This is a genomic window from Streptomyces sp. NPDC058231, from assembly GCF_042882275.1.
Taxonomy (GTDB): Bacteria; Actinomycetota; Actinomycetes; order Streptomycetales; family Streptomycetaceae; genus Streptomyces.
The window spans coordinates 12,772-36,542 of the sequence record NZ_JBHVWN010000060.1; the positions used below are offsets into that span (position 1 = coordinate 12,772).

At 68.2% G+C, this 23,771-nt stretch carries 24 protein-coding genes; 6 read left to right on the forward strand and 18 right to left on the reverse strand.

Translation table 11 applies throughout. The features are described 5' to 3' along the window. Positions 1-26: 26 nt before the first annotated feature. The 9 genes from ACFVXE_RS29805 to ACFVXE_RS29845 all read right to left on the reverse strand — a co-directional run bounded on the left by ACFVXE_RS29805 (position 27) and on the right by ACFVXE_RS29845 (position 7,186). Positions 27-1,475 carry a ParB N-terminal domain-containing protein gene (locus tag ACFVXE_RS29805; RefSeq protein ID WP_389675804.1) on the reverse strand — a complete coding sequence of 483 codons (1,449 nt, stop codon included), beginning with the start codon at positions 1,473-1,475 and terminating at the stop codon, positions 27-29. After that, a complete protein-coding gene (locus ACFVXE_RS29810; RefSeq protein ID WP_389675806.1) occupies positions 1,472-2,215 on the reverse strand; it encodes a ParB/RepB/Spo0J family partition protein in 744 nt (247 codons plus the stop codon). Before ACFVXE_RS29810 ends, ACFVXE_RS29805 begins: the two co-directional genes overlap by 4 nt. A gap of 60 nt (positions 2,216-2,275) precedes the next feature. Next, entirely contained in the window at positions 2,276-3,319 is a 1,044-nt protein-coding gene (locus ACFVXE_RS29815) for a DUF2637 domain-containing protein (RefSeq protein ID WP_389675808.1), read from the reverse strand. A gap of 196 nt (positions 3,320-3,515) precedes the next feature. After that, positions 3,516-3,896 carry a hypothetical protein gene (locus ACFVXE_RS29820; RefSeq protein WP_389675810.1) on the reverse strand — a complete coding sequence of 127 codons (381 nt, stop codon included), beginning with the start codon at positions 3,894-3,896 and terminating at the stop codon, positions 3,516-3,518. Further along, positions 3,893-4,303, reverse strand: coding sequence for a hypothetical protein (locus ACFVXE_RS29825; RefSeq protein ID WP_389675811.1), 411 nt, complete (start codon positions 4,301-4,303; stop codon positions 3,893-3,895). Before ACFVXE_RS29825 ends, ACFVXE_RS29820 begins: the two co-directional genes overlap by 4 nt. A gap of 11 nt (positions 4,304-4,314) precedes the next feature. Continuing rightward, positions 4,315-4,677 (reverse strand): hypothetical protein, encoded by a 363-nt coding sequence (locus tag ACFVXE_RS29830; RefSeq protein ID WP_389675813.1) that lies wholly within the window; start codon positions 4,675-4,677, stop codon positions 4,315-4,317. A 260-nt stretch (positions 4,678-4,937) separates the two neighbouring features. Then, a complete protein-coding gene (locus ACFVXE_RS29835; protein WP_389675814.1) occupies positions 4,938-5,138 on the reverse strand; it encodes a hypothetical protein in 201 nt (66 codons plus the stop codon). Positions 5,139-5,203: 65 nt separating this feature from the next. Continuing rightward, entirely contained in the window at positions 5,204-6,310 is a 1,107-nt protein-coding gene (locus tag ACFVXE_RS29840; protein ID WP_389675816.1) for a ParB/RepB/Spo0J family partition protein, read from the reverse strand. A 522-nt stretch (positions 6,311-6,832) separates the two neighbouring features. Next, the gene (locus tag ACFVXE_RS29845; RefSeq protein WP_389675818.1) at positions 6,833-7,186 is read right to left on the reverse strand and encodes a hypothetical protein; all 354 of its coding nucleotides are present in this window, start codon (positions 7,184-7,186) and stop codon (positions 6,833-6,835) included. Positions 7,187-7,592: 406 nt separating this feature from the next. On the opposite strand from ACFVXE_RS29845, the gene ACFVXE_RS29850 reads away from it, so the two are divergent. Next, the gene (locus tag ACFVXE_RS29850; protein ID WP_389675820.1) at positions 7,593-8,363 is read left to right on the forward strand and encodes a hypothetical protein; all 771 of its coding nucleotides are present in this window, start codon (positions 7,593-7,595) and stop codon (positions 8,361-8,363) included. 16 nt (positions 8,364-8,379) lie between these two features. Here ACFVXE_RS29850 and ACFVXE_RS29855 read toward each other — a convergent pair whose 3' ends face one another. Both ACFVXE_RS29855 and ACFVXE_RS29860 read right to left on the reverse strand, forming a co-directional pair. Next, positions 8,380-9,339: a recombinase zinc beta ribbon domain-containing protein gene (locus ACFVXE_RS29855; RefSeq protein WP_389675822.1), complete on the reverse strand. Its 960-nt coding sequence runs from the start codon at positions 9,337-9,339 to the stop codon at positions 8,380-8,382. Positions 9,340-9,377: 38 nt separating this feature from the next. After that, positions 9,378-9,620 (reverse strand): helix-turn-helix domain-containing protein, encoded by a 243-nt coding sequence (locus ACFVXE_RS29860; protein WP_389675823.1) that lies wholly within the window; start codon positions 9,618-9,620, stop codon positions 9,378-9,380. Positions 9,621-9,806: 186 nt separating this feature from the next. Here ACFVXE_RS29860 and ACFVXE_RS29865 point away from each other — a divergent pair, with 186 nt between their 5' ends. Beyond that, positions 9,807-11,327: a tyrosine-type recombinase/integrase gene (locus ACFVXE_RS29865; RefSeq protein ID WP_389675825.1), complete on the forward strand. Its 1,521-nt coding sequence runs from the start codon at positions 9,807-9,809 to the stop codon at positions 11,325-11,327. Positions 11,328-12,139: 812 nt separating this feature from the next. Here the strand turns inward: ACFVXE_RS29865 and ACFVXE_RS29870 are convergent. The 5 genes from ACFVXE_RS29870 to ACFVXE_RS29890 all read right to left on the reverse strand — a co-directional run bounded on the left by ACFVXE_RS29870 (position 12,140) and on the right by ACFVXE_RS29890 (position 19,627). Further along, positions 12,140-14,179: an RICIN domain-containing protein gene (locus tag ACFVXE_RS29870; protein WP_389675827.1), complete on the reverse strand. Its 2,040-nt coding sequence runs from the start codon at positions 14,177-14,179 to the stop codon at positions 12,140-12,142. 55 nt (positions 14,180-14,234) lie between these two features. Further along, positions 14,235-16,286, reverse strand: a complete 2,052-nt coding sequence (locus ACFVXE_RS29875; protein WP_389675829.1) for a beta-galactosidase — start codon at positions 16,284-16,286, stop codon at positions 14,235-14,237. A 52-nt stretch (positions 16,287-16,338) separates the two neighbouring features. Next, positions 16,339-17,679, reverse strand: coding sequence for an ABC transporter substrate-binding protein (locus ACFVXE_RS29880; protein WP_389675831.1), 1,341 nt, complete (start codon positions 17,677-17,679; stop codon positions 16,339-16,341). A gap of 74 nt (positions 17,680-17,753) precedes the next feature. Continuing rightward, on the reverse strand, positions 17,754-18,695 hold the full coding sequence (locus ACFVXE_RS29885) for a carbohydrate ABC transporter permease (protein WP_389675833.1): 942 nt from the start codon (positions 18,693-18,695) through the stop codon (positions 17,754-17,756). 5 nt (positions 18,696-18,700) lie between these two features. Beyond that, the gene (locus ACFVXE_RS29890) at positions 18,701-19,627 is read right to left on the reverse strand and encodes a carbohydrate ABC transporter permease (protein WP_389675835.1); all 927 of its coding nucleotides are present in this window, start codon (positions 19,625-19,627) and stop codon (positions 18,701-18,703) included. A gap of 261 nt (positions 19,628-19,888) precedes the next feature. Here ACFVXE_RS29890 and ACFVXE_RS29895 point away from each other — a divergent pair, with 261 nt between their 5' ends. The 4 genes from ACFVXE_RS29895 to ACFVXE_RS29910 all read left to right on the forward strand — a co-directional run bounded on the left by ACFVXE_RS29895 (position 19,889) and on the right by ACFVXE_RS29910 (position 22,329). After that, positions 19,889-20,875 carry a LacI family DNA-binding transcriptional regulator gene (locus tag ACFVXE_RS29895; RefSeq protein WP_389675837.1) on the forward strand — a complete coding sequence of 329 codons (987 nt, stop codon included), beginning with the start codon at positions 19,889-19,891 and terminating at the stop codon, positions 20,873-20,875. Between the two features lie 126 nt (positions 20,876-21,001). After that, entirely contained in the window at positions 21,002-21,127 is a 126-nt protein-coding gene (locus ACFVXE_RS29900) for a transposase (protein WP_389675839.1), read from the forward strand. Between the two features lie 10 nt (positions 21,128-21,137). Beyond that, positions 21,138-21,638 carry a GNAT family N-acetyltransferase gene (locus ACFVXE_RS29905; RefSeq protein ID WP_389675840.1) on the forward strand — a complete coding sequence of 167 codons (501 nt, stop codon included), beginning with the start codon at positions 21,138-21,140 and terminating at the stop codon, positions 21,636-21,638. A 160-nt stretch (positions 21,639-21,798) separates the two neighbouring features. After that, complete coding sequence (locus tag ACFVXE_RS29910; RefSeq protein WP_389675842.1) at positions 21,799-22,329, forward strand: GNAT family N-acetyltransferase; 531 nt, start codon at positions 21,799-21,801, stop codon at positions 22,327-22,329. A 155-nt stretch (positions 22,330-22,484) separates the two neighbouring features. Here the strand turns inward: ACFVXE_RS29910 and ACFVXE_RS29915 are convergent, their stop codons facing one another. Together ACFVXE_RS29915 and ACFVXE_RS29920 are read right to left on the reverse strand one after the other, a co-directional pair. Next, on the reverse strand, positions 22,485-23,351 hold the full coding sequence (locus tag ACFVXE_RS29915) for a sulfurtransferase (protein WP_389675843.1): 867 nt from the start codon (positions 23,349-23,351) through the stop codon (positions 22,485-22,487). Between the two features lie 60 nt (positions 23,352-23,411). Continuing rightward, the gene (locus tag ACFVXE_RS29920; protein WP_389675859.1) at positions 23,412-23,723 is read right to left on the reverse strand and encodes a phosphotransferase; all 312 of its coding nucleotides are present in this window, start codon (positions 23,721-23,723) and stop codon (positions 23,412-23,414) included. Positions 23,724-23,771 lie beyond the last annotated feature (48 nt).

Here is a 23,771-nt window from a genome sequence, read left to right on the forward strand (position 1 = left end):
TTTCCCCCTCTGAATAGGGCCGTGAATTACTCGGCCCGGTTATTCCTTTCTTTAACCAATTTTACCAAAATTTCCACAAGTCGCTTATGGCGCCCGTGTCTGAAATCGTTCGGATAGGGCATGTTGAATTCCTCGTCGAGAGCTCTCTCGTAATCGAGGTCGGAAAGCGGCAGAGGGTCCTTGCAGATGGCCCGCAGCGTCGCGTTGGAGCGGCCGGCGACCGTCACGTCACCGAAGTAAGCCCCCAGCAGCTCGGCCAGCGACTCGGGGGTGTGGTACCGGATTCGCATCCACTTGCCCTGCATGAACCGCATGTCGACGTTCTCGCTGTCGAGGAATGACAGCCGGGTGGCGTCATTGGCGCTGGTGGCGTGCTGCTTGTTCTCAAAAGCCTGCTCGGCCAGCAGGTTGCGGGTGCCGATGCACACCGTTCCGTCGGCGGCGACGAGCGCGTTGACGGTGGTCAGTACCCAGTGCTGGTAATCCAGCGACGTCGTCGCGTTGATGACGGAGTCGAGGACGACCATTTCGTACAGGCCGTGCTGCGCCACCCGCTTCTCGACGGTGCGGATCATGGACACGACGCCCCTGATGTCCACCGCGTACTTGCCGGGGGTGGTGCGGAACGGCTCGTAGTCGTCGATCTGGTAGCCCTCGGGGCGCAGCTTCTTCGCGTAGTCGCCGTGGCCCGCACCGAAGTCCACCACCCGCGTCTCGGGGCGCTTGCGCAGCCGGGGCAGCGCCAGCTTCTCCCACACCTCCGACTTGTAGGCGAGCTTCCCGGCCTTCTTCAGCGAGGTGTACTGGCGCAGCCGCTTGGGCTGGATGATGTGCTGGTTGTAGACCGGCGCCTGGTCCTCCAGGCCGGTCCAGTCGTACACGCCGTACTCGCCGGTGAGGTCGGCGACCAGCACCGCGGCGTCCGAGGACGCGCAGGTCCATGCGAGGACGTCGAAGTGGTTCGCGGCCGCGACCACCGCGTACTCGGCGTTGAGCGCGATCTGCCCCTGGTCGTCGATGACGACGGACCCCCACGGGCCGTGACCGCCGGTCATGTAGTTGATGGCCTGCTGGAACGGCTTGTTGCGGGAGACAGCCACTTCGATGGTCTGCCACGGGATGTACGACCAGGCGCCGATGGGGCCGGGCTGCGCGTACACCACCGACGCCTCGGTCTCGACGCGGTTGTGCAGAAGGTTGAACTGGATCTCGTCGGTGAGGCGGACCTTCGTGCCGAGCATGACCGCTGGCGTGTGCGTCATCCCCAGCGCGGTCATGGCCTTGGTTCTCTGGTGGCCTGCGACCAACGTGCCGTCCGCGTTGAGGATGACCGGCTTGACGACGCCGTGGCGGCCAATGGACTCCTGCAGCCGGGCGAACGCCTCGTCACTCAAGTGCCGCGGGTTGTAGTCGGCCGGGCGCAAGTCCTTGAGCGGGTACGCCTCGTGGAACGTCGTGGTGGGGGCGCTGCTCATGCGTCGTCCCCGTCCTCGTCCTCGGTGTCGCCGGCGTCGGCGTCGGCCTCTTCGGCCTGGTCCTCGTCGTCGGCGCTGGGCGCTTCGGCGGTGTCGGAGTGGGCCTCCTGCAGCAGGTGCCAGCCGAAACCGAGATCGGAGCGGGCCTCGGTGAGGAACTGCTCGTAGATGCGGTTCAGGGTTTCCACCTCGGCGGCCGTGATTTGCACGCGGGTGGTGGACCACTGCAGGTAGCCCCACTGCAGGTACTCCAGCTTGGCCATCGCCCCGGTGCCTGCACCGTCGGAGGGCAGGTCGATCGTGTCGGGCAGGGACCGGTGGTCCAGCAGCTTGTCCAGGGCGCCCTGGTCGTAGCCGGTGCCGTCCAGGTCGGGCAGCTCTTCGAGGATGTCGGCCAGGAGCTCGCTGTCGTAGCCGGCCAGGTCCGAGGTGCGGTTGTCGACGACGACGATGCGGGCCGCGTCCTCGTCGTGGACGTCGACGAACGTGGCGGCGATCTGGTCCCAGCCGAGCTGCTGGGCGGCGGCCCAGGTGTGATTGCCCGCCAGGATCTCGTTGGGCCGCCCGGTATGGGTGCCGCGGTTGACGACGATGGCCTTGTACTGGCCGTTGACGCGCAGCGACTCGGCGATGGCGTCGACGTCGCCGGTGCGCGGGTTGCGGTAGTACGCCACCAGGTCGTCGACCGGGACCGCAAGCGGCAGCAGCGACTCGGGAATGCGGGCGGGCGCAGCACTCACAGGAGGAGTCCTTCGTGTAGGAGCGTGCCCCCGCGCCCTACGCCCGCCCACGATAGAGGATCAAGCCCGCGCAAGCTCCAGCTGTGCCTCGGCGGCGGCCGGCTTGCGGGCCGCGCGCAGCAGCACCCGGGCCCGCGTTTCGCCCTTGCCGATGTCCACCGCCCACTGGGGTGCTGTCAGCTTGCGCCGGTCTGCGAGCGCACCGCGCGTCAGGTCGATCCGCTCGTCCTCGGTGATGCACTCCTCGTACAGCACCGCCCAGGCCCTGCTGCTGTCCGGCTGCAGCGGCGGCCGCTGTCGCTGCTGGCGCTGCTCCTCGCCGCCGCCGCCCTGCTGCTCCTGCTGTTCCTCCTGCTGCTCCTCGCCGCCGCGCTGCTGCTCCTGCTGCTGCTCCTCCTGCTGCTCCGGCTCCTCGGACTGCTGCTCCTGCTGCTGTTCGGTGCTGGCTGCCGCTGGAGCAGCAGCAGCGACGGCAGCCGGTACGGCGGGGGCAGGCAGCACTGCGGCAGGTGCCGGTGCAGCAGCCGACAGCACCGGCGGGGGTGCTGCTGCTGGTGCTGGACCAGCGGCAGCAGGCTCGGCCGGGGCGGGCAGCACTGCTGCAGCAGCCGCCAGCACCGGCAGCGGGGGTGCTGGTGCTGGTGCTGGGGTGGGCTCCTCGTCGGTGTCGGCCTGCGGCAGCAGCAGGGCGCGCAGCTCCTGCATGCCCATCTCCAGGGCGACCATCTGCGCGAGCGGCGCAACGGTGGCCACCGCCCACCCACCGGCCGTGCGGGGGGCGTTGGACACGTTGAAGGCCCAGGAGACCAGGGTGAAGCCGAACGTCACGGTCCAGTACGGCCTGGTGGAGCGGCGGGCGGCCAGGGCACGGACGACGCCGATGGAGCCCATGACGATGCCGCCGTCGACGAGGACGGGGAACATCCACGCGGAGCCGTCGGTGACACCGTTCTCGACCGCGACGGTGTGCAGGGCCTCGTACGACAGGCGGAAGCCGACGGACTCGAACGCGGCGACTGCGGCGAGGAATACGGCGGTGACCAGCACTCTGGTCACCCTTGTACGGCCGCCGCCGACGGCCGCGATACGGTACGGATCAGGCACGGGAGGTCACTCTCCTGCTGCTTAGGCCCGCGGTCGGTGTTGCATCACCAGCCGTGGGCCGCCTCGTTTTTGGGGTTGTGCTGCCCACCGTAGTCGCTGCTGCTCAGGTGCTGCAGCAGCAACAGCAGCACCCCCGACAGGAGTTGACTGCTGCCCGGGGTGCTGCTGGTAGGTGCTGGCCGCTGCTGGTGGCGGGTCAGGTGCTGCTGCTGACGCGTGCTGGTTGCTGCTGGCGTGTGCTGGCCGGCGCTGGGCTCCGCTCGTTGGTGTCGGCGGCCGCGGTGAGGCGCGGGCGGTGGAAGCCCTGCATGGGCTGGCCGTAGCGGCGGGTGCAGGGGGATCCGGCGGCGGCCTGGCAGGTGGCGCAGCCGAAGTCGAGGGCCGGGCGGGTACCGGCGGCGAGTCGGCGGTTGAGGTCGTCGACCTTGGCCTGCTGGCCAGCCTGGCTGGCCACCAGATGCTCGAAGCCCGCGCGTAGCCGTGCGTGCTCGGCGGCGCTGAGGACCCGGTGGTCGGTGTGGCCGATCAGGTGCCGCATCTGTTCCACGGTCGGCCGCTCGGAGCGGGGAACGTTCACCGGCCTGCCTCCCGGTCGGCCTGGGCCCAGCGGCGAATCAGGCGGTTGCGCTGGCCGGGGTTGAGCTGAACGGCCCGGTCGTAGACGGAGATCACGCGGGCCTCGGGGGTGCACCAGGAGGGGAACGGGTCCTCGTTCGAGGGCTCCGGCTCGCCGACCGGTTCGACGGTGTACAGGTCGCCGTACCAGCAGAGGGAGGCGTAGAAGCGTGCGTACTCGCGGTCGGTGGTGATGTACACGCGATCGGCACGGCGGGTGGGCGGGTCGACGGGGTGGCCGCCGAGGGTGGCGGTCAGGCCCCGTGCGCGGGCGGCGCAGACGGGGCAGCCGTCGAGGACCCTCGGAGGGTGCGGGATGACGAGGTCCCCGGGCCGCAGCCCGGGGACACCGCCGTGGAAGTAGCGCAACTTTCCCTCGCTTACCGGTTGTTGCAGCGGCACATGCCTTGCGACGTGCACCAGCTGTCGCAGGACTTGCACCAGGTCGCGCCGGGGAACGGCGGGGTGCGCTCCGCCTTCGCGATGCGGGGGCGGCCGATCCCGGCCTCCTCGATCCCGGCCGCCAGCTCGGCGTAGTGCTCGTCGGCCTTCGGGTCGGGGTTGGGCTCATGGATGGTCGGTGACAGCGCGGGCATCTTCGTTCTTCTCCGGACGGGTGGTTCGGGCCTGGGCCGGGTCAGTTCGGCCAGGAGCTTCGGCAGCGGTCCATAGCGTTCGCGCATGAGCCGCTCGTACAGCTCAGGGTCGGCGGCATCGTGGGTGCGATAGGTCGCAGTCGTCACGATGTCTCTCCTGAGTACGCGGCGACCCGCCCGGCCTGGAGGGCCGGGCGGGTCCAATCGCGGGTGCGTGGTGCGGCGTCCCCGTGTGGCTCCGCATGGGCGGCGCCGGCGTCTGGCGGGTAGGGCGCGGGGGGGTTGCCACCCGCCAGACACCGAGGGGGGATGCCGCATGCCACGGCGTTGTTGATGGGCCGGTCCCGCGGCTGCAGCCGTTCCCGATCAACGCGCAGAACGTACCACGATCCAGTGTTGTGGCACATCTAGGCGTCTGGGCTGGTCGGAGGGGTGTCGGGCTGCTCGGCCCACAGGGCGGCGCCGAAGCCGAGGCCGGCCAGGGCCTCGGTGCCGCAGGCGTCGGGCTCGTCGACGAGGAACAGGGCGTCCTGGTTGGTCTTGGTGCGGCCGGTGAAGTCGCCGCGCTTCATGCTCAGCCAGTCGCGGCCTTCGATGCTGTCGCTCACGGGGTTCTCCTCGGTTGGGTACGGGCGGGCAGCCCGCCCCCGGGGCGGGGGCGGGCCGTGGCGGGTCAGGCGGTGGGCACGAGCTCCGGCTTGGCCGGGGGAGCGGGCTTGGCGGCGGCGCGCTTGACCGGCGGAGCGGGCTTGGGCTTGGCCGGGGCCTTCGGCTTGGGTGCGGCGGGCTTGGCCTGGGCGGCGGGCTCGACCGGGGCCTGCGGCTCGGCGGGGGCCTTGGGCTTGGCCGGGGCGGCGAGGCTCTGGTGTTCGACGTCCGGGTTCAGGCGGGCGATCTCGCGGGCCTCGGCGTGCGCCTTGGCCTGCCGCATGTTGAAGCGGGCCTTGGCGACCGCGTCGGCCACGCGGTCCATCTGGTCCAGGCGCTTTTGGACCTCGCCCTCCAGGGCCAGGGCCAGCTTCATCGGGTCGGCCTTGGCCAGCTCCTCAAGCAGGCCCATGACCTGCTCGATCCGGTCGATGCTGTTGCGGGTCTTGGTGCGCTCGCGCTGCCGCTCCGTGCGCTCCTCGGGGCTCATGTCCTCGATGAGCATCGCGACGACCTGGCCCTGCTGCTGCTTGAGCGCGTACGCAAAGTGGACGAGCTCGTTGTCGCCGGCGAAGGCGCCCTTGGCCCACTTGGCCATGACCGCTCGCTGGTTGCCGGGGGTCAGGGCCGCGATCTGCACGGCGGCCTGGGTGCCGATCGCGCCCGAGTTGACGTGCTGCTGCACTTCCTCGGTCAGGTCGAGGAGCGCGAGGCGCAGCATCACGTACTGCGAGGACTTGCCGAACTCCTTGGCGACGTCCTTGGCTACGGCGCCCTCCTGCTCGTCGAGGATCCGGCGGAACGCCCTGGCCTCCTCCATCGGCGTCATGTCGGCCCGGTTGATGTTCTCGGCGACCGACCGCTTGAAACGCTCCATCTCGCTGAGGTCGTCGTCGGTGATGATGCACTTGATCTGGGAGATCTCGGCGAGCTGGTGGGCGCGCCAACGGCGCTCGCCCGCGACGATCTCGAAGCCGCCGGCGTCCTTGTCGCGACGGACCTCGATCGGCTGCATGAGGCCGAACCGCTTGATGGAGTCGGCGAGTTCCTGCAGGGCCACCGGCTCAAAGAACTCGCGGGGCTGACGCTCGTTGCGGTGGATCTTGTCGATTGCGATGGTCCGGATCGCCACGACTTACTCCAAGAGGCCGATCGGGAGGGGGGCCACCCCCCTCCTCATGCCTTTATTCTACCGCTTTTCCGGGTTAAGGCCACAAAAATTTGGGCCATAACCCCAGGTCAGAGCATGCGTTGGGGCGGGCACCAGCAGATGCCCGCCCCAACGCATGTGCGGGCCGATCAGCTCGCCTGCACCAGCGGCGCCGCCCTGCAGCTGCACGGTTCTTCATGCGGCCCCCCGTCCACCACCACGGCCAGCACGCACAACGCTGCGCGAGCCTCCTCGCTCCCCAGAGCGCGTCGGCCGGACTCCTCGGCCTCCACCATGCGCCTGCGGATGCGTGCCGGATCGATCGCCACTTAGATCCTCCCCCTGGGGCAGGGTCCCCGCCCCAATCGCCGTCCCCTGACACCTCGCCGCGCGTAGACGCCTAGCGCGGCAAGGCCGTGCAACTTCCCCCGAGGGTGGCCGACTTGACCCCTCCCGGGCGCCCATAGGTCCCCCTGTGGCGCCCGGTCGGCCACCGCCGTTGGGCTACCAGCCCCAGGTCGTGTCATTCGGGGTGATCGGAATCGGGCCGCCGCCGAGCCCGCCGTCGACAGGGGGCTTCGAGGTGGTGCCATCCGGAGCCGGGGCGGTGTCCGCCGAAACCGACCAGGTGGTGTCATCCGGCGCCGGGGTGGCGTCCGCCGGAACCGACCAGGTGGTGTCATTCGGAGCCGGGGTGGTCTCCGCCGGCGGAGCCGGGATGGTGTCCACGGGGGCGGACCAGGTGGCGTCCCCGGCAACGATGTCGCCCTGCGCGTGAACCTGCCCGGCCGCGAAGAATCCGGCCAGTACGGCCAGCCCACCAGCAGCCACGATGCGGACAGTTCTGGAAATATCCATTTGGGAACCCCTACTTAGCAATGATGAGAGCAAAGCGGGCGCGCGACGGCAGTAGCGACAGCAACTGGGCTGCCCAACCCCCCGGTTGGCTACGTGCGACGTATAACGGGCGCCTACGTCGACACTTTGTAGTGGACTTGTGAAAAGATCAAGAACAGCCAGCGCGGTATTTTCACCAGTCGCACAAATCAGGGGTCGTTAGGTGCCACATGCTCCCCACCTGCCGGATCTGTCCGAACCCGCGGTCACCACGTACCAGCGAATACTCAACGGCGAGACAATCCCCCCTGAAACTCCGGGACTTGAGTCTCTTGTGACCGCCGGCCTGGCGGTCGCCTATCCGTTCACGCCTGACACCTACACTCCCGTCCAACCGCGCCACGCCGCAATGCAGATGATGCAGATCATGCACACACACCTGTCGGCGCTGACCGCGTACACGGGCGCGATGCCGGAATTCCTGGCGGCCCTCCGGGACCGCTACCAGCAGACCCGGTCGCCCGACGACTTGGTGCAGCACCTGGTCGGCCGCAAGCTCATCAACGAGCGCATCGCCGCCGAACACAGCGCCGCCCGCAAGGAGATCGCAGCTGCCCAACCCGGCTCCCGCAAACCCGCGGACCTGGCGCTCTCATTCGAACGCGACGCCGGCGGCCTGCGCCGTGGCCTGACGATGCGCACGATCTACAACGACTCCGTACGCCGTGTGCCCGCCATCGGCAGCTGGGCGAAGGACATGGCCGCCCTCGGCGGCGAAATCCGCACCTTCCAGGGCCGGTACCCGCGCAGCATCATCTTCGACCGCCGCGTGGCGTTCATCCCCGTGTACACCGACGAGGGCGAAGGGTCCCCCGACGAAGCCGTAATGATCACCGATCCGCTGGTGGTCGGGCGGATCGCGCACGTCTTCGACCTGCTCTGGGAGCGCGCCGATCTGTGGCTGGGCCCCCGTGCGAGCTGCCGGGATCAGGGCCTGACCACCAACCCCACCCAGCGGTCGATCCTGCGCGAACTGTGCCTGGGCCGCAACCAGAAGCGGGCGGCGAAGAACGTCGGTATCAGTGCGGCCTGGCTCAACACCCAGCTGCGCGAACTGCGCATGAAACTAGGCGTCGAGACGCTGAACGAGGTCATCTACTGGTGGGCCGGGTCCCCGGACCACGACGTGCACGACTGACCGTCAGGCGCACCGTCTACGAGGCAAGGGCGGTGCGCCAGATCAGCGTCACCCGGTCGTCCACAGCCCGCACACCCCGGGCACGCGCCGGGTGCACCTGGATCTTCTCCACCAGCAGCATCACCAGGCCCCGCTTGGAGGCGAACGGCGCATGCTCCCACCAGCGGGCCAGATCCTCGACCCCGCCCAACGGCACTTCGGCGGCCTGTTCCAGGTAGCGCAGCCGCGCCCGCTCGGCCTTCAAGTCCCGGCCGATGAGCCGGTCTGCTGCGACAAATGAGTCCCGCGAGAGATGCCCCTCTGCGTAGGGCGCGGCCAGCTCGGTGCGCTTCCCCTCCAAAGCAGCGATCCGCACGACCGCCTGCTGCGCCTCCGCAGCCATCGACTTGCGGGCCGCCTCCAGCGCGGCCTGCGCGCCAGGCCGCGACAGTTCACCGAGCACGTACTCGGCGACGTAGTCCTCGAGGCGCGGCGCGTTGATGCGGACCTTCCCGCACCCGCCGCGCCCCTCGAAGTTGGACTGGCACCGGTACGACGGCGTCCCCGCCCCCGTACGGCTGCCCGCCATGCGCTGCCCGCAGTCGGCGCACACGGTCAGCCCCTCGCTGAGCAGGTACTGATAGTCACCCTCACGCGGCTCGACGCTGCGGATGCTGCCGCGCCGGCCGGGGCGCTCCTGCAGCCACCGGAACTCCTCCGACGTGATCAGCGCCTCGCGGCCGGTCTCGACCAGCTCGCCAGTGTCGGGAATGCGCTCAAGCCCGGCGATCGCCGGGTTGTCCAGCAGGCGGCCGAGCGTCATGGAGGTCCACTCGCCGCCCATGGTCCCGCGGTGGCCCTCGGCCGTCATCCAGGCTGCGACCTCCGCCTGCGACTGGCCGGCGCGGATACGGCCGACGGCTTCGCGCACGACCTGCCGCTCCTGGGCGCGAACACGCGTCAGCGCCTGGTTGTCGAAGCCGTACAAGCGCGGCATGCCACCGATCCCAACTCAACTCAGCGGCCCTGCAGACGTCAACGTCTCAGCGGGCCGACACCCAGCGCCTCCCACAGGGCTGCCGTGGGAATGCGCACTCTGCCACCCATTGACAGCGTACGCACAGGAAACTGTCCGGCTTTGATCAGGTCGTACGCCTTGTTGTGCCCGATGCCCAGTGCGCGGGCCGCGGTCACGACGTTGACCGTCGCGGGCAGTGCCAGAACCTCGTCGAGGCTCATCCCACGCTGATCGGCGTCCGGAGTGCTTGTCGTCGCCATTTCGTTGTCGCGATCTCCCCCGCGCCAACATGTGCCACACCATACACGGGACGTCTCGTAAGGAGCAGCCCTCATCTGCCCCGTTAGGGAAGAATGTGCGCTGATAGTGACAACCCGGTATTGGGGTGGGGGGACTGGACGGTGTTTGAAGACAAGACGTACAAACGGTGCTCTTGTAAGGGCCCGATGGTGGACAAGGATGGCAGACCGGTCCTGGACAGTGACGGCAACCAGAAGATCGGCTACCTGGAGAAGACCTGCCCCAAGCTCACGCGCCGCGACCACGGGTCCTGGTACTACTCCGTCGAGCTGCCGCCCGGCCCGGACGGCAAGCGTCGGCCCCGGGCGAAGCAGGGCGGTTACCGCACGAAGAAGGACGCGGCCACCCAGGCCGAGAAGGTGTGGAAGCTCGCCGAGGGCGGCGTGGACGTCCTCAGCAACGAAACCGTGGCCGACCACCTGCACCGCTGGTTCGCCAAACGCGTCGACCTGAAGAAGTCGACCCGCAAGGGATACGAGGACTACATCGACCGGATCTTCATCCCCTACCTCGGTGCGATCAAGCTCCTGTCGCTGCGCACCCGCCACATCCAGGCGATGTTCGAGAAGCTGTGGGCCGACAACGAGGTCCACGCAGCCAACCACGTGAAGGCCCATCAGGCCCTCGCGGCCGAACGCGCCGCCCACGCCGCTTGGAAGGACAGCATGGAGCGGCCCCGGCCCAAGGAGCTGCGACAGGCGTGGGAAGATGCCAAGGCCGCCCTGAAGGAAGCCCGCGCCCAGCCCTGGCATGTGACCGGCCCCGGCACGCAGGGGAACATGCTCAACACCCTCTCCGGCGCCCTGGAAGACGCCGTGAAAGAGAAGCTGATCGCTGAGAACTGGACGAAGCACGTCGTCCTGCCGAAGTACCTCCGCCCCAAGCCGCTCGTATGGACACCGGCCCGGATCGAGGCGTGGCGCCAGACCGGTGAGAAGCCCGGCAAGGTCATGGTGTGGATGCCTGAGCAGACAGGGGAGTTCCTGGACGCTGTCGCCGAGCACCGCCTGTACCCGATGCTCCACCTGATGGTCTTCAGAGGGCTGCGCCGCGGCGAGGCGGTCGGCCTTCCGTGGGCGGAGACCGACCTGGCGCAGGGCACCGTGCATATCGGCGAGCAGCTGGTGGCCTCGTCGTACGACGTGTGGGAGGACACCCCCAAGAGCGAGAGCGGCGAGCGGACGATCAAGCTCGACTCGGAGACGCGGAAGCTGCTGGAACTGTGGCGCGAGCGGCAGGACAAGGAGCGTGCCGACTGGGAGGCGAACGCCAAAACCTGGAAGCACACGGGCCTGGTGTTCACCTGGGAGGACGGAGGCGCGTACCACCCGGAGTATCTGTCGCAGGTCTTCATGCGCCTGATGAAGAAACTCGGACTGCCGCCGGTGCGGTTGCACGACCTGCGACACTGCGCGGCAACCCTGTCTCTGGCCGCCGGCCTGCAGATGAAGGCCATCCAGACTCTGCTGGGGCACTCCTCTTATTCGCTGACCGCTGACACGTACACCTCGGTGCTGCCGCAGTTCGAGGAGGCTCAAGCCGAGGCCCCGCTTGCTCTGGTTCCGCGCAAGTCGCCAGCACGGCGGGACGTCGCCCAGGAACCGAAGGTGAAGCCCGACGTTCCCACGGAAGGCGAAGGCGACGTTCCCACGGAGGACGCTGCCTGACGGCTCGTTCCCATGGCGTTCCCATGGAAGATCAAAAGGCTCCTCGGAGATCACTCCGAGGGGCCTTTCTGATGCTCCGTGCCTGGTCAGGCGCTGTTCACCCGGAAGGATTCGAACCTGCGGCATCCGGTTTTGGAGACCGGCGCTCTGGCCATCTGAGCTACGCCCCTTCGGTACGCGTCAGCTTGCCAGGCACGGCGGACCCGGATCCACGCAAATTGTGCCGTCGGTCTCGGGCCACGAGCAGGAAGACGGTTTCAGCCTCCTGGCACCAGGTCGCCGCCGGCTCCCTGGCCGCGGCCGCTCGATCCGAAGTGGTCGCAACTGCCGGGCAACCGGGTCACCGCACCGACGTACGCCTGTGTCAGCCACCGTCCGTCGGACGCGGTGGTCGCCACCGTCAGCGAGAAGCTCGGCGCGAGCTCGCCGCTCCACTCAGGACGAGGCTTCGATCCAGCGATTGAGTGTCGCGCTCCGACCGTCGTAGGTGAGCCAGGTCCCATCTCCGAAGGGGCGCACACAACTGTCGGCGGGGCCCGTCGGATACACGACTCTTCCGCGTACCTGCAGGGTGCGGACATTGAGCACACAGTGGCGGACCCGCTCCTGGTCGCCGCCGGATCCGCTGTCCCGGCTCCCACTGACATCGATACTCGCAGCGGGTTCCGGTGGTCGTGGCCCTGCCACTGACTGACACCCTGACGGGCTGTCTTCGGGCCGTACCGCCCGGCTGCCGGGGCCCGCTCTTCATCGGCCAGAGCCCAAGGAGTCGTAGCCGACAGGCTGTTCGTCGGCGGCAGCCGGCAGTACGTCTACGGAGTCACGTCGGTGAGTTTCCATAGTTGGTTCGCCCCGGAATTGGGCTGCCAGGCGCTGACGGCGGCGCCGTCGTTCGTGGCCTGACCGCCGACTTCCAGGAGCTTGCCGGTCCCGGCGTTGACGAGCGTCCAGGTGCCGTCGCCGGTCGACGACGCGATCCACCGGGTGGCCGCGTCACGCCGTCCGCTGTCGGGTTCGACGACCGGGACGTCGTCGCGTACGGCGAGACGCCTGCCGCTCGCCGCGCTCGTGAACACGTACCGCTTACGGTTGTCCGCGCCCTCGCCGCTGGTCTGCCGCAGCCGCCACTGTTGGCCTGCGGCGGAGGCGTCGGCCTTGATGACGAGCTTGCTGCCGTCGTCGGCGACGGTCAGGTCCTTCCCGCTCTGCACGCCCGTCAGCTCGTACGTGTGCCCCTTCCGCAGGGGCGCCGCGTCCTTCGCGACACCGGACACCCCGTCGACGACGAACGAGGTCACCGACTGCGCGGGAACAGTGAAGGTGGCCTTCTTGTCACTGACCGGGACGGCGTCGTGCCGCGCCAGCTTGCCGTCGGCACTGGTCACGACCGGGGTGACAGTGGCGCCTTGGCGGATGTGACCGAACTTCGACAGATCAAGGCTCACGGTGCGGGCGTCGGTGGTCTTGTTGACGTGGACGACCGTCGCACCCTTGCCGTCCTCGGAGACGGCCGCTGCGCTGCTGGTGTCGTCGGTCTTGATCAGACTGTCACCGGGCTGGATGTAGTGCGTGAAGTTGCGCGCGGTGTCGAACTTGGTGTTCGTGTAGACCGGGCAGCTCTCGAGGGTGTCCTTCGATGTGCAGCTGAACGGGACCTGGATGCTGCCCCAGTTACCGCCCTTGGCGGACTCTCCGCCCGGTTTCATGTTGTCGTAGTCCTCGACCGGTTGCCAGAACACCCAAGCGGTGGGCTCCAGTTCTCGCAGGTCGTCCACGATCTGCTGGGCGAGGCCGAGGCCGGGCCGCATGTCGGTGAAGGACTGTCCGTCGCCCCAGTCGCCCTCGACCTCGCTCATCCACAGCGGCTTGTCGGCCGCCTTGGCGAGGTCGCGGACGGTGGTACGGCCGCCCGTACCGTACGTGTGGACGTTCATCTGCCCGACGAGGTTCTTCACGTCGGCCGGGTAGCTGTTCCAGTTCGTCGAGAATATGCCCGGGTTGGTCTCGTCCATGGCCGAGATCTCCGCACCGGTCTTCGCCTGCTTCAGCGCGGGGGCGAGGGCGCGTATGACCTTCTGCTGGAGCTCGGGGCCTATGTGTGCGCCTTCCTGACGGCCGCCGGTCGGCTTGCCGTCGGTGCCGAGCGTGGTCTTCCAGTAGCCGGTGTTGGGCTCGTTGAACGGGTCGACGGTGTCGACCTTGATGCCTTCCGCCCTCTCCAGGCGCTTCGTGGCACCTGCCATGTACGCGGCGAAGTCGTCGACCGAGTCGGCCTTGAGCTGGTCCTTGGTCGCGTCGAAGCCGCCGGAGACGTAGCCGCTCTCCGTCATGAAGTACGGCGGCGAGTTGCTGAACGTCTCCCAGTGGTCGATGTCGTCCTTGATCCGGCTCACCCACCAGCGCTGCGTCGCGTCGGCGTCCGGGTTCCAGACCGCCGGGTCGTCGGCGCTCCACCAGTCGGTGTCGTCGTGGGTGGTTCCCTCGGGGGCCTTCCACCAACCGTCGACCGCTCCCCCGGCCCTCAAGTAGTCCTTCACATCAGGTGCGTTGCCACCGCCGATGTTGTAGCGGGCGATGTTCAGGGCGAGTCCGTCGTCGCCGAAGAGAAGGTTGGCGAGCTTCTCGCGGATCTCCTTCGGGTAGCCGCCGGTGACGTTGGCGAACCAGGCGAGGCTGGTGCCCCAGCCTTCGAACTTCTGCTGCCGGTACGAGGGGTCGAGGGTCACCGTGACGGCGGCGGCGGTCGATGTTGCGGCCGTCACGGGCGGGGCGGTGGTGAGGGCGGCTCCGGCGACCAGGGCGGCGGTGCCGACGAGGCCGAGGAGTCGTCCGGTGCGGGTACGGCGTGCCAACGTGTGCTCCTCAATTGTATGTATCGGCGGACAGTCGGTACTGCTGTGGTGCGATTCAGAGGGCGGGTTGCCGGAGCACGGCGACGTCCCGCGGTGGCAGCACGAGGACGCCCTCCGTCGCGGGACCCACGAGCAGCTCACCGGTCACGCCGGGAAGCGGCACCGACACGTTGCTGCGGTTGACCAGGAAGAGGTAGCGGCTGTCGGCGTCGCGGCGCACGGTCAGCTCCACCGACCCTCGTGCCTCGTCCGGGAGTTCGCTGGCCACGCCGGCCGGCGCGAGCAGGTCCGGCAGCAGTGCGGCGAGCCCTTCGGCGCCGAGTCGGGTGGAGACGTACGCGGCCGAACCGCCGCCCGCCGTACGGCGTGTGACGGCCGGGCGGGAGGCGTACGCTCCGCCGCGGTAGCTGGCGAGCACCTCCACGTCCGGCCCGGTGACGGTGATCCGGTCGGTCCACAGGCTGCCGGTCGTCGCGTTGTCGAGGTCGACGGTGGCGCCGTCGAGCAACGGACCGAACTCCTCGATGCGGATGCCGAGCAGCTCGCGCAGAGCGCCGGGGTAGCCGCCGAGCCAGATGTGGTCGTTCTCGTCGACGACGCCGGAGAAGTACGTGGTGACGAGGTGTCCGCCGCCCTCGACGTACCGGGTCAGCTCCTTACCGAGCGGCTGGGGCACCACGTGCAGCACCGGTGCGATCACCACGTCGTACGAGGAGAGGCCGGGGCGGTGCGCGGGCACCACGTCGGCGCGGATGCCGAGCCGCAGCAGCGCGGAGTACCAGTCGAGGGCCTCGCGATGGTAGTCGAGCCGCGAGGTGGGGTGGGAGTCCTGCTCGCTGGTCCACCACGAGTCCCAGTCGAACAGGACGGCCACGCGCCCTGGTTCACGCTCGGTTCCGGCGATGGGGGCGAGCGCTTCGAGGGTTCGGCCCAACTCGGTGACGGAGCGGAAGAGTTCGCTGTCGGCACCGGCGTGCGGAACCATCGCCGAATGGTACTTCTCGGCTCCGGCCGCCGACTGGCGCCACTGGAAGAAGCAGACGGCGTCGGCGCCGTGCGCCACGTGCAGCAGCGAGTCTCGCGCCAACTCCCCCGGTCTCTTCGCCAGGTTGACAGGTTGCCAGTTCACGGCGCTGGTGGAGTGCTCCATCAGGAACCACGGGCGATGGGCCGCGATGCCGCTGGTCAGGTTGGCGGCGAAGGACAGCTCGTCGCGGTCCTGCGGGCCGGGGACGACGTAGTGGTCGTTCGCGACGAAGTCGATCGCTCCCGAACCCGCCCAGTCCGCGTAGTCCATGCCCTTCGTGCCGCCCATCACCATGAAGTTGGTGGTCACCGGCACGTCCGGGGTCAGCTCGCGCAGCACCTCGCGCTCCGCGAGCAGATGGTCCTTGAGCGCGTCCGACGAGAACCGCTTGAAGTCGAGCTGCTGCGTCGGGTTGGGATGCGAGGCGGCGAGGCGCGGCGGAAGGATCTGGACCCAGTCGCTGTAGCGCTGGGACCAGAAGGCCGTTCCCCAGGCCTGGTTGAGTGCGTCGAGAGTGGTGTAGCGGCGGCGCAGCCAGGCGCGGAAGGCGTGGGCGGCGTCGTCGGAGTAGTCGTAGACGTTGTGGCAGCCGAGCTCGTTGTTGACGTGCCAGGCGACCAGGGCGGGGTGGCCGGCGTAGCGCGTCGCCAACTCCCGTACCAGACGGAGTGCGTGGGTGCGGAAGACCGGTGAGGTGGGTCGCCAGTGCTGGCGCGCGCCCGGCCAGAGTGTCTCGCCGGTCGCGGTCACCGGCAGGATCTCCGGGTGGGCGGTGGTGAGCCACGGCGGCGGGGACGCGGTCGCGGTGGCCAGGTCGACGCCGATGCCGCCCGCGTGCAGCAGGTCCATGACCTCGTCGAGCCAGCCGAAGTCCCAGGTGTCGGCTGTGGGCTGGATCCGGGCCCAGGAGAAGATCGCCAGGGAGACGATGTTCACGCCGGCCTCGCACATCAGCCGGACGTCCTCCTCCCACACCTCCCGCGGCCACTGCTCGGGGTTGTAATCGGCGCCGTAGCCGAGGCGTCGGCTGCCGTCGCTGCCCGCCGGGTACGGGAAACGGGAGGTGAGGGGGGCGGTCATGCAGGTCCTTTCGAGGTCCGATGGCGCGAAGGAGAACTTCGTAGGTCAGGTGCTACTTCTCGACGGTGAAGCCCTGCTCCGTGCCGTACTTGACGGACGCGTCCTGCCACGCCTTCAGGCCCTGGTCCAGCTTCGTGCCGGAGATGTAGGCCTTGCCGACGGTGTCGTTGAAGATCGAATTGGCGTACACCTGGTACGGCAGGTACTTCCAGTCGGCGGGCACGTTCTTCGCGGACTCGGCAAAGACCTTGTTGGCCTTCTGGCCGCCGAAGTACGGGAACTCGGTGTTCTGGAATGCCTCGGAGTTCAGGTCCTTCGTGGTCGCGGGGAAAGCGCCGTTCTCGATGCGGGTCTGCACGCCCGCGCCTGAGTTGGCGTACTCGACGAAGGCGTACGCGAGTTCCCTGTTCTTGCCGAGCTCGGGCAGCGCGAGCGAGCTGCCGCCGTTCTCCGAGCTGTCCGTCGCCCCCTTGGTCCACTGCGGCATCGGGGCCGCGCGCCAGTCACCGGAGGCGCCCTTCACACCGGAGGTGAAGTTGGCGGGCATCCACGCACCGGTGGGCAGCGTGGCGATGGTGCCGTCGCCGAGGCCCTTGTACCAGTCGTCGCTCCACCCGGCGATCGGCGAGACGAGCTTCTCGTCGATGAGCTTCTGCCAGGTCTCGGTGTACTTCTTCGCGCCCGCGTCGGTGAAGTCGATGCCCACCTTGGTGCCGTCGACCTTGTACGGCCGCGAACCGGCCTGCCACAGAAGGCTGGTGGTCAGGCCCGCGTCACCGAGGTCGCTGGTGATGTACGCCTTCGGGTCCGCCTTGTGCAGCTTGCGGGCCGCCTCGACGTACTCGTCCCACGTCGTCGGCACGGCGATCTTGTACTTGTCGAAGACCTTCTTGTTGTAGAAGAGCGCCATCGGGCCGGAGTCCATGGGCAGGCCGTAGACACCGTCGCCGGACTTCACCGAGTTCCAGGGGCCGGGCGAGTACGAGTCGGCCAACTTGTCGGCACCGTACGCCTTGAGGTCGGTCAGACCCTTCGTCAGGGCGTACTGACCGAGCGCGTAGTACTCGATCTGCGCGACGTCCGGGACACCCTTCTTCGCCGAGATCGCATTCTGCAGCGCCTTGTACTGGTCGTTGCCGGTGCCCGCGTTGACCAGCTTGATGTCGACCTTCGGATACTTCTTCTCGAAGTCGGCGACGACCTGCTTCAAGGTGGGCTCCCACGCCCACACGGTGACGGTGCCTCCCTTCTTCAGGGCGGTCTGGATGTCAGCCACACCGACCTTCTTCTGGCCGGAGTTGTCGTTGTCGGAGCCGCCGCAGGCGGTCGCCCCGAGGGCGAGGGCACAGACGAAACCTATGCCGCGCAGCAGGCGGCGGGGGTGCTTGGGCATGGCGATGCTTCCACTTCGTCGTGGTCCTATGGAGGTTTTTCGGGAACGGTGAGGACTGAACTGCCCTGCCGGGACTACTCCTTGACGCTTCCGGCAGCGAGACCGGACTGCCAGTACTTCTGGAGCAGCAGGAACGCGGCGATCAGCGGCACGATGGTGATCAGCGAGCCGGTGATCACCAGGTTGAACACGACCTCGCCGCCGGCCGCGTAGGCCTGCTTGTTCCACGCGTCGAGTCCGACGGTCAGCGGGTACCAGTCGGGGTCCTTCAGCATGATCAACGGCAGGAAGTAGTTGTTCCACGTCGCGACCGTGGTGAAGAGCAGAACGGTGACCGTGCCGGGCGCGAGCAGCGGCAGCGCGACCTGGAAGAAGGTGCGCACCTCGCCCGCGCCGTCGATGCGGGCGGCCTCCATCAGCTCGGCGGGGATCGCCTCGGCGGCGAAAACCCACATCAGATACAGGCCGAACGGCGAGATCAGCGACGGGATGATGACCGCCCACGGAGTGTCGGTCAGGCCGATCTTGCTGAACATGAGGAACGTCGGGACAGCCAGCGCCGTCGTCGGCACTGCGACCGCGCCGATGACGACCGCGAACACGCCCCGCTTGCCCGGGAAGTCGAACTTGGCGAGCGCATATCCGCCGAGGACGGCGAGGAAGGTTGCGCCGCCTGCACCCACCACCACGTACAGCAGGGTGTTGAGAAGCCAGCGGCCGAAGACGCCGTCCTGGTACGTAAAGGTCTGGGTGATGTTGTCCCACAACGCGAAGTCCCCGTCGAACCACAGGCCGAACGAGCGCGCCAGGCCCTGCTGTGACTTGGTGGCGCTGATGAGCAGCCACAGCAGCGGTACGAGGCTGTAGAGCAGGACGACGACGGTGAGCACGGTCAGCAGGACACTCCGCTTGGGGCGTCCAGGGGTGTGGCGGCGCGGGGTGCGCAGGCGCGGGGCAGTGGGCTTCGGCGGTGCCGCGGGCCGGGCAGCGGTGGTGGTACTGCTCAGTCCAGTCATTGGGCTCACGCTCCCTTGCGCATGCCGCGCAGCTGGACGACATAGGCGACGACCATGGTGATCACGCCCATGACGATGGCGACCGTCGCGGAGTAGTTGTGCTGCTGACCGGAGAAGGACAGCGAGTACGTGTAGTAGTTCGGGGTGTAGTCGGTGGTGATCGCGTTCGGTGCCAGCTTCTGGAGGATGGCCGGCTCGTTGAAGAGCTGGAAGCTGCCGATGATCGAGAAGATGGTGGCGATGACGAGCGCGCCGCGGATGGCCGGCAGCTTGATCGCCGAGATGACGCGCCACTGTCCCGCGCCGTCGATCTCCGCCGCCTCGTACAGCGAGTGCGGGACGACACGCAGCGCTGCGTAGAAGATCAGCATGTTGTAGCCGACGAACTCCCAGGTCACGATGTTGCCGATGGACGCCAGGATCAGGTCGGAGGAGAGCGGGTCGGGCAGCGTCACGCCGAACGCGTCGTTGATGTCGCCGACCAGGCCGAAGCGGGTGCCGTAGATGAAGCCCCACATGAGGGAAGCGACGACGGCGGGCACCGCGTATGGCAGAAAGACGGATATCCGGAAGAAGTCCTTGCCGTAGAGGCGGCCGCTGTCGAGGGCCAGCGCGATCAGCAGGGCGAGGCCCAGCATGATCGGCACCTGTATCAGGAGGAACAGGCCGACGCGCCCGACCCCGTCCCAGAACTGACCGTCCTGCAGGGCCTGTCGGTAGTTGTCGAGGCCCACGAAGTGGGTGCCGCCGATGAGCTGGGTCCTGAAGAGGCTCAGATAGATCGAGTACCCGAGCGGCGCCAGGAAGACCAGCGCGAAGACGAGGACGAAGGGGCCGATGAACCCCCATCCCGTCCACGAGCGGCGCGCCCGTCGCGCCGGTGGTCCGGCCGGGCGGCGCCCTGTGGCCGCCGACGGTTGAAGCGTCGTCATCTCGCGTCCCTCGCTCGTACATCCCTCACGGGTGGTGACCCTGATGTTTGCGTAACCATTCCGACGTGCAGGGGCCCGGCGACTGTTATGGTTACGTAAACATTCGGTGGCGGCATGTCTACACCGCCCCGTTGATCACGGTCAAGAGTCCGTCTCTCGGTATACGAACGAGACAGCTGGTGAGGGAAGACGGTGGGAGAAACGGACAGCACCCCGGCACGAGGCAGGACCGGTGGCCGTCGCCGTACACAGAACGCGTCGATGGCAGACGTCGCCCGGGTCGCGGGTGTCTCCTCGCAGACGGTGTCCCGCGTCTCGAACGGCTTCCCCGGTGTCAATGAGGAGACGCGGCAACGGGTCCTCGCGGCGATGAAGGAGCTCGGCTACCGGCCCAACAGCGCGGCTCGCGCGCTCAAGCGGGGCGACTTCCGCACGATCGGCGTGATCACGTTCACGCTGTCCACGACGGGCAACGTGCGCACACTGGAGGCCATCGCGACATCGGCGGCCCAGGAGGGGTACTCGGTCACCCTGTTGCCTGTCGCGGTCCCCACCCAGGACGAAGTGCGCGGCGCCTTCTCCCGGTTGGGCGAACTGGCGGTGGACGCGGTCATCGTCATCATGGAGGTCCATCTGCTCGACTCGGCGAGCCTGTCGCTGCCGCCGCACGTGAAGATCGTGGTCGCGGACTCGGACGCCGGTGACCGGTACGCGGTCGTCGACACGGACCAGGCGGGCGGCACGCGGGACGCCGTGCTGCACCTGCTGGATCTCGGGCACCGCACGGTGTGGCACCTCGCCGGACCGGAGGCTTCGTACGCGGCGCAACGGCGAACGGACGCCTGGCGCAGGACGCTTGAGGAGGCGGGCCGCGTGCCGCCACCCCTCGTCCGCGGCGACTGGTCGGCGGATTCGGGCTACCGCGCGGGCCTCCACCTGGCCGCACAGGCCGACTGCACCGCGGTGTTCGCCGCCAACGACCAGATGGCACTCGGTCTGCTCCGCGCCCTGCACGAGCGCGGCCGCAAGGTTCCCCAGGACGTCTCGGTCATCGGCTTCGACGACATCCCTGAGTCGGGATCATTCCTTCCCCCGCTGACCACGGTCCACCAGGACTTCGCCGAGGTCGGCCGCCGCTGCGTGGAGAGCGCCCTGCGCCAGGTACGGCAGGGCGAGGCGGAGCGGGGAACGACGCTGGTGCCTACGCGGCTCGTGGTGCGGGACAGCACGGCGCACGGACCCGGCTGACGATGTGCCGGTGGCCGGGGAAAGGTGGAGGCGGCCACTGAAGCTCCCCCTTTGACCTGGACAGCTTGATACCGGGACGGAAGGTCCCGGAGGAAGCAGCCACAGGTAGTGAGTAGGAAGAGCAATATGAGCAAGCGGTACACGGCGGAGTTCAAGCGGGATGCCGTCGCGCTGGCGCTGTCGTCGGACAAGGCGGTCACCGAGGTCGCTCGGGACCATCCCCTCGGTAGGACCGTGGACGGCCGCGGGTGAGTACGGGACCATGGACTGCATGCCAACTTGGACTATCAAGGCGGAGCCTGTCATTGGCACGGGTGTCGACGTGGTGATGCGTCAGTATTTCACCGAGATGGGTCGGCGTGTGCTGCGGCGTCCGGTCACAGAGGCAGAGCTTCGTGCGGTGCTTGTTGAGGACTCTCACCATGACCTCGGCCCGCCCGCCGGCGAGTTCCTCGTCGCGCGCGGTGGTGAGGGAGAGTTCCTGGGCTGCGCAGGATTGCGACTGCTACGGAGCGATCCCGAGACTGCGGAACTCAAGCGGATGTATGTGCGTCCCGCCGGGCGGGGAGCGGGGTTGGGCCGTGGCCTGCTTCTCGCCGTCGAGGAATCCGCCAAGAGGCTGGGTGCTGTCCGGATCGTGTGCGAGACCAACACCGAACTCACTGAGGCACGGGCCTTGTACACGAGGCACGGCTACGAGGAGACCGCCCCGTACGAAGGTCATGGCAAGGCGGATCACTGGTTCGCCAAGGCTCTCGGCTAACGGCTCGGTCCGCGATTGATGGTGGGTGTAGCTCCGTCTCGGGGGTAGCTGATCTGGGGTGTTGCGACGAGTGTTGACCAGCCCGAGGTGTTGTGATGGGCGGTGCTCGGTCGGGGATATTCGCTGGTCGCCGCTTGTTGATGGTGGTCATACTGCCGCGATGGATCCAGTGACTCTCGAGACCGACCGTCTGCTGCTGCGGGCCTTCACACCTGCCGACGTGAATGCGGTGTACGAAGCCTGCCAGGACGAAGACATCCAGTTCTACACCCCGGTGCCGGTGCCGTACCGGCGTACGGATGCGGAGACGCTCGTCGGCGAGAAGCTGCCCGCCCAGTGGGCCGGGGACAAGGACTACACCCTCGGCGCGTTCCGCAAGGACACCGGTGCTCTGGTCGGCTCGTACTGCCTGACCCTCATCAGCCGCGGCGTCTGGGAGCTCGGTTACTGGGCGGTCAACGAGCAGCGCGGACGCGGGTACTCGGTCGAGGCCGCTCGGGCCCTGTGCGACTGGGGCTGGGCCACGCTCGACGTGCACCGCATCGAGTGGTGGGCCATGGCCGGGAACACCGGCTCCCGTGCCGTCGCCGAGAAACTCGGCTTCACCGTCGAAGGGACACTGCGCAATCGCAGCATCGCCAACGATGGCAAGCCGCACGACTGGTGGGTGGGCGGACTGCTGAGGCCCTGATGCTCGGGCCGATGCTTCACTGGCTGCGTTTGGAGCACGCCGACGCCGAATTGCGGCAGTGGCGCCTGCTCCAGCGCTACACCGGCCCACGCGAGGACTACGCCGCGACCCACCAGGCGATCCAAGGCACGAGACCCCTGCATCGACCGAACCAACTACAAAGCCACCACAAGCATCGCCAACCCAGTTGCTACCGGGCGCGACTCGTCACGGCTGTAGGCGGACCAGCCGCCGACGAAGAGACGGCCGTGGCCGAGGCCCGTGTACTCCAAGGTCAGAAGGTTATGACAGGCCGTCACTCCTGAGCCGCAGTAGGAGACGACCTTCGACGCGACACCTTGGTCCACTCCGGCGGCGGCGAAGTTGTCCCGGATCTCCTGCACAGGCAGGAGGCGTCCCTGACCGTCCAGGTTCTCCCGGCACGGAACGTTCACCGCACCGGGGACGTGGCCCGGACGCGGGTCGACCGGGTCCTGCTCTCCGCCGAAGCGGTCCCGGTTGCGGGCATCGACCGTCAGGACGTCCGACCCCACTACCTCATCGGCCTCCGCCAGGACTTCCGCCGGCCAGGGGCGCACGGAGAAGTCTCCGTGGGCGAGCACCGGTTCATCCGCTGTCAGGGAGTCCGGGTGCGCCTTGACGTAGGCGGAGAGTCCGCCGTCGAGGATCGCCGCGCGACGTCCGGTGGTCCGGAGCATCCACACCAGCCGGGCGGCGATGACCCCGCCCTGGTCGTCGTAGGCGACGACGATGTCGCTGTCGTTGATCCCCAGGGCCCGCATGCCCTCGGCGAACACCTCAGGTGACGGCAAGGGGTTCCGGCCACCCACCAGCGTGGCGGGCCCCGTCAGCCAGCGGTCGAGGTCCACGAACACCGCGCCCGGCAGGTGCCCTCTTTCGTACGCTGCTCGCCCGGAACGGCCGTCCAGATACCACCTCATGTCCGCCAGGACCACCCGCCCCGGCAAGGCGCCCAACTCTTCAACCCGCGCGAACGGCGGGACATCCACGAGTTCACTCATGGCGCGACCCTATCCATCCGTCCAGAATGTGAATCAAAATGTTTCACATCATGAGACACCTCAATTGCTCACCCCGCCGGGGCCGGCGACTTGCTCGCCGGCGCTGCAGAGCATTTCCAGCGCTTCGGGCGTGATTTCGTGGGCGCTCAACAGCGTTGCGTAGTCGAAGGCGCGGGTGCCGCTGCCCAGCGCTTCGATGTCGATGACGCCGCTGACGTGGTCTCCGTGGAAAAGGATGTTGCCGGGGCGGAAGTCTCCATGGACCAGGTCACCCGTGGGCAGAGCTACAGGCCCGTGGGCAGCGAGCAGTCGCTCGCAGACGTTGACCAGCTTCTGTCCGGTTGGGCCGGTCTCGGCCGCTCCCTGAAGCAGTCGGCGGGGTGCACCTTCGACCGCCGGTCAAGCCGGCGGCATGGGAGA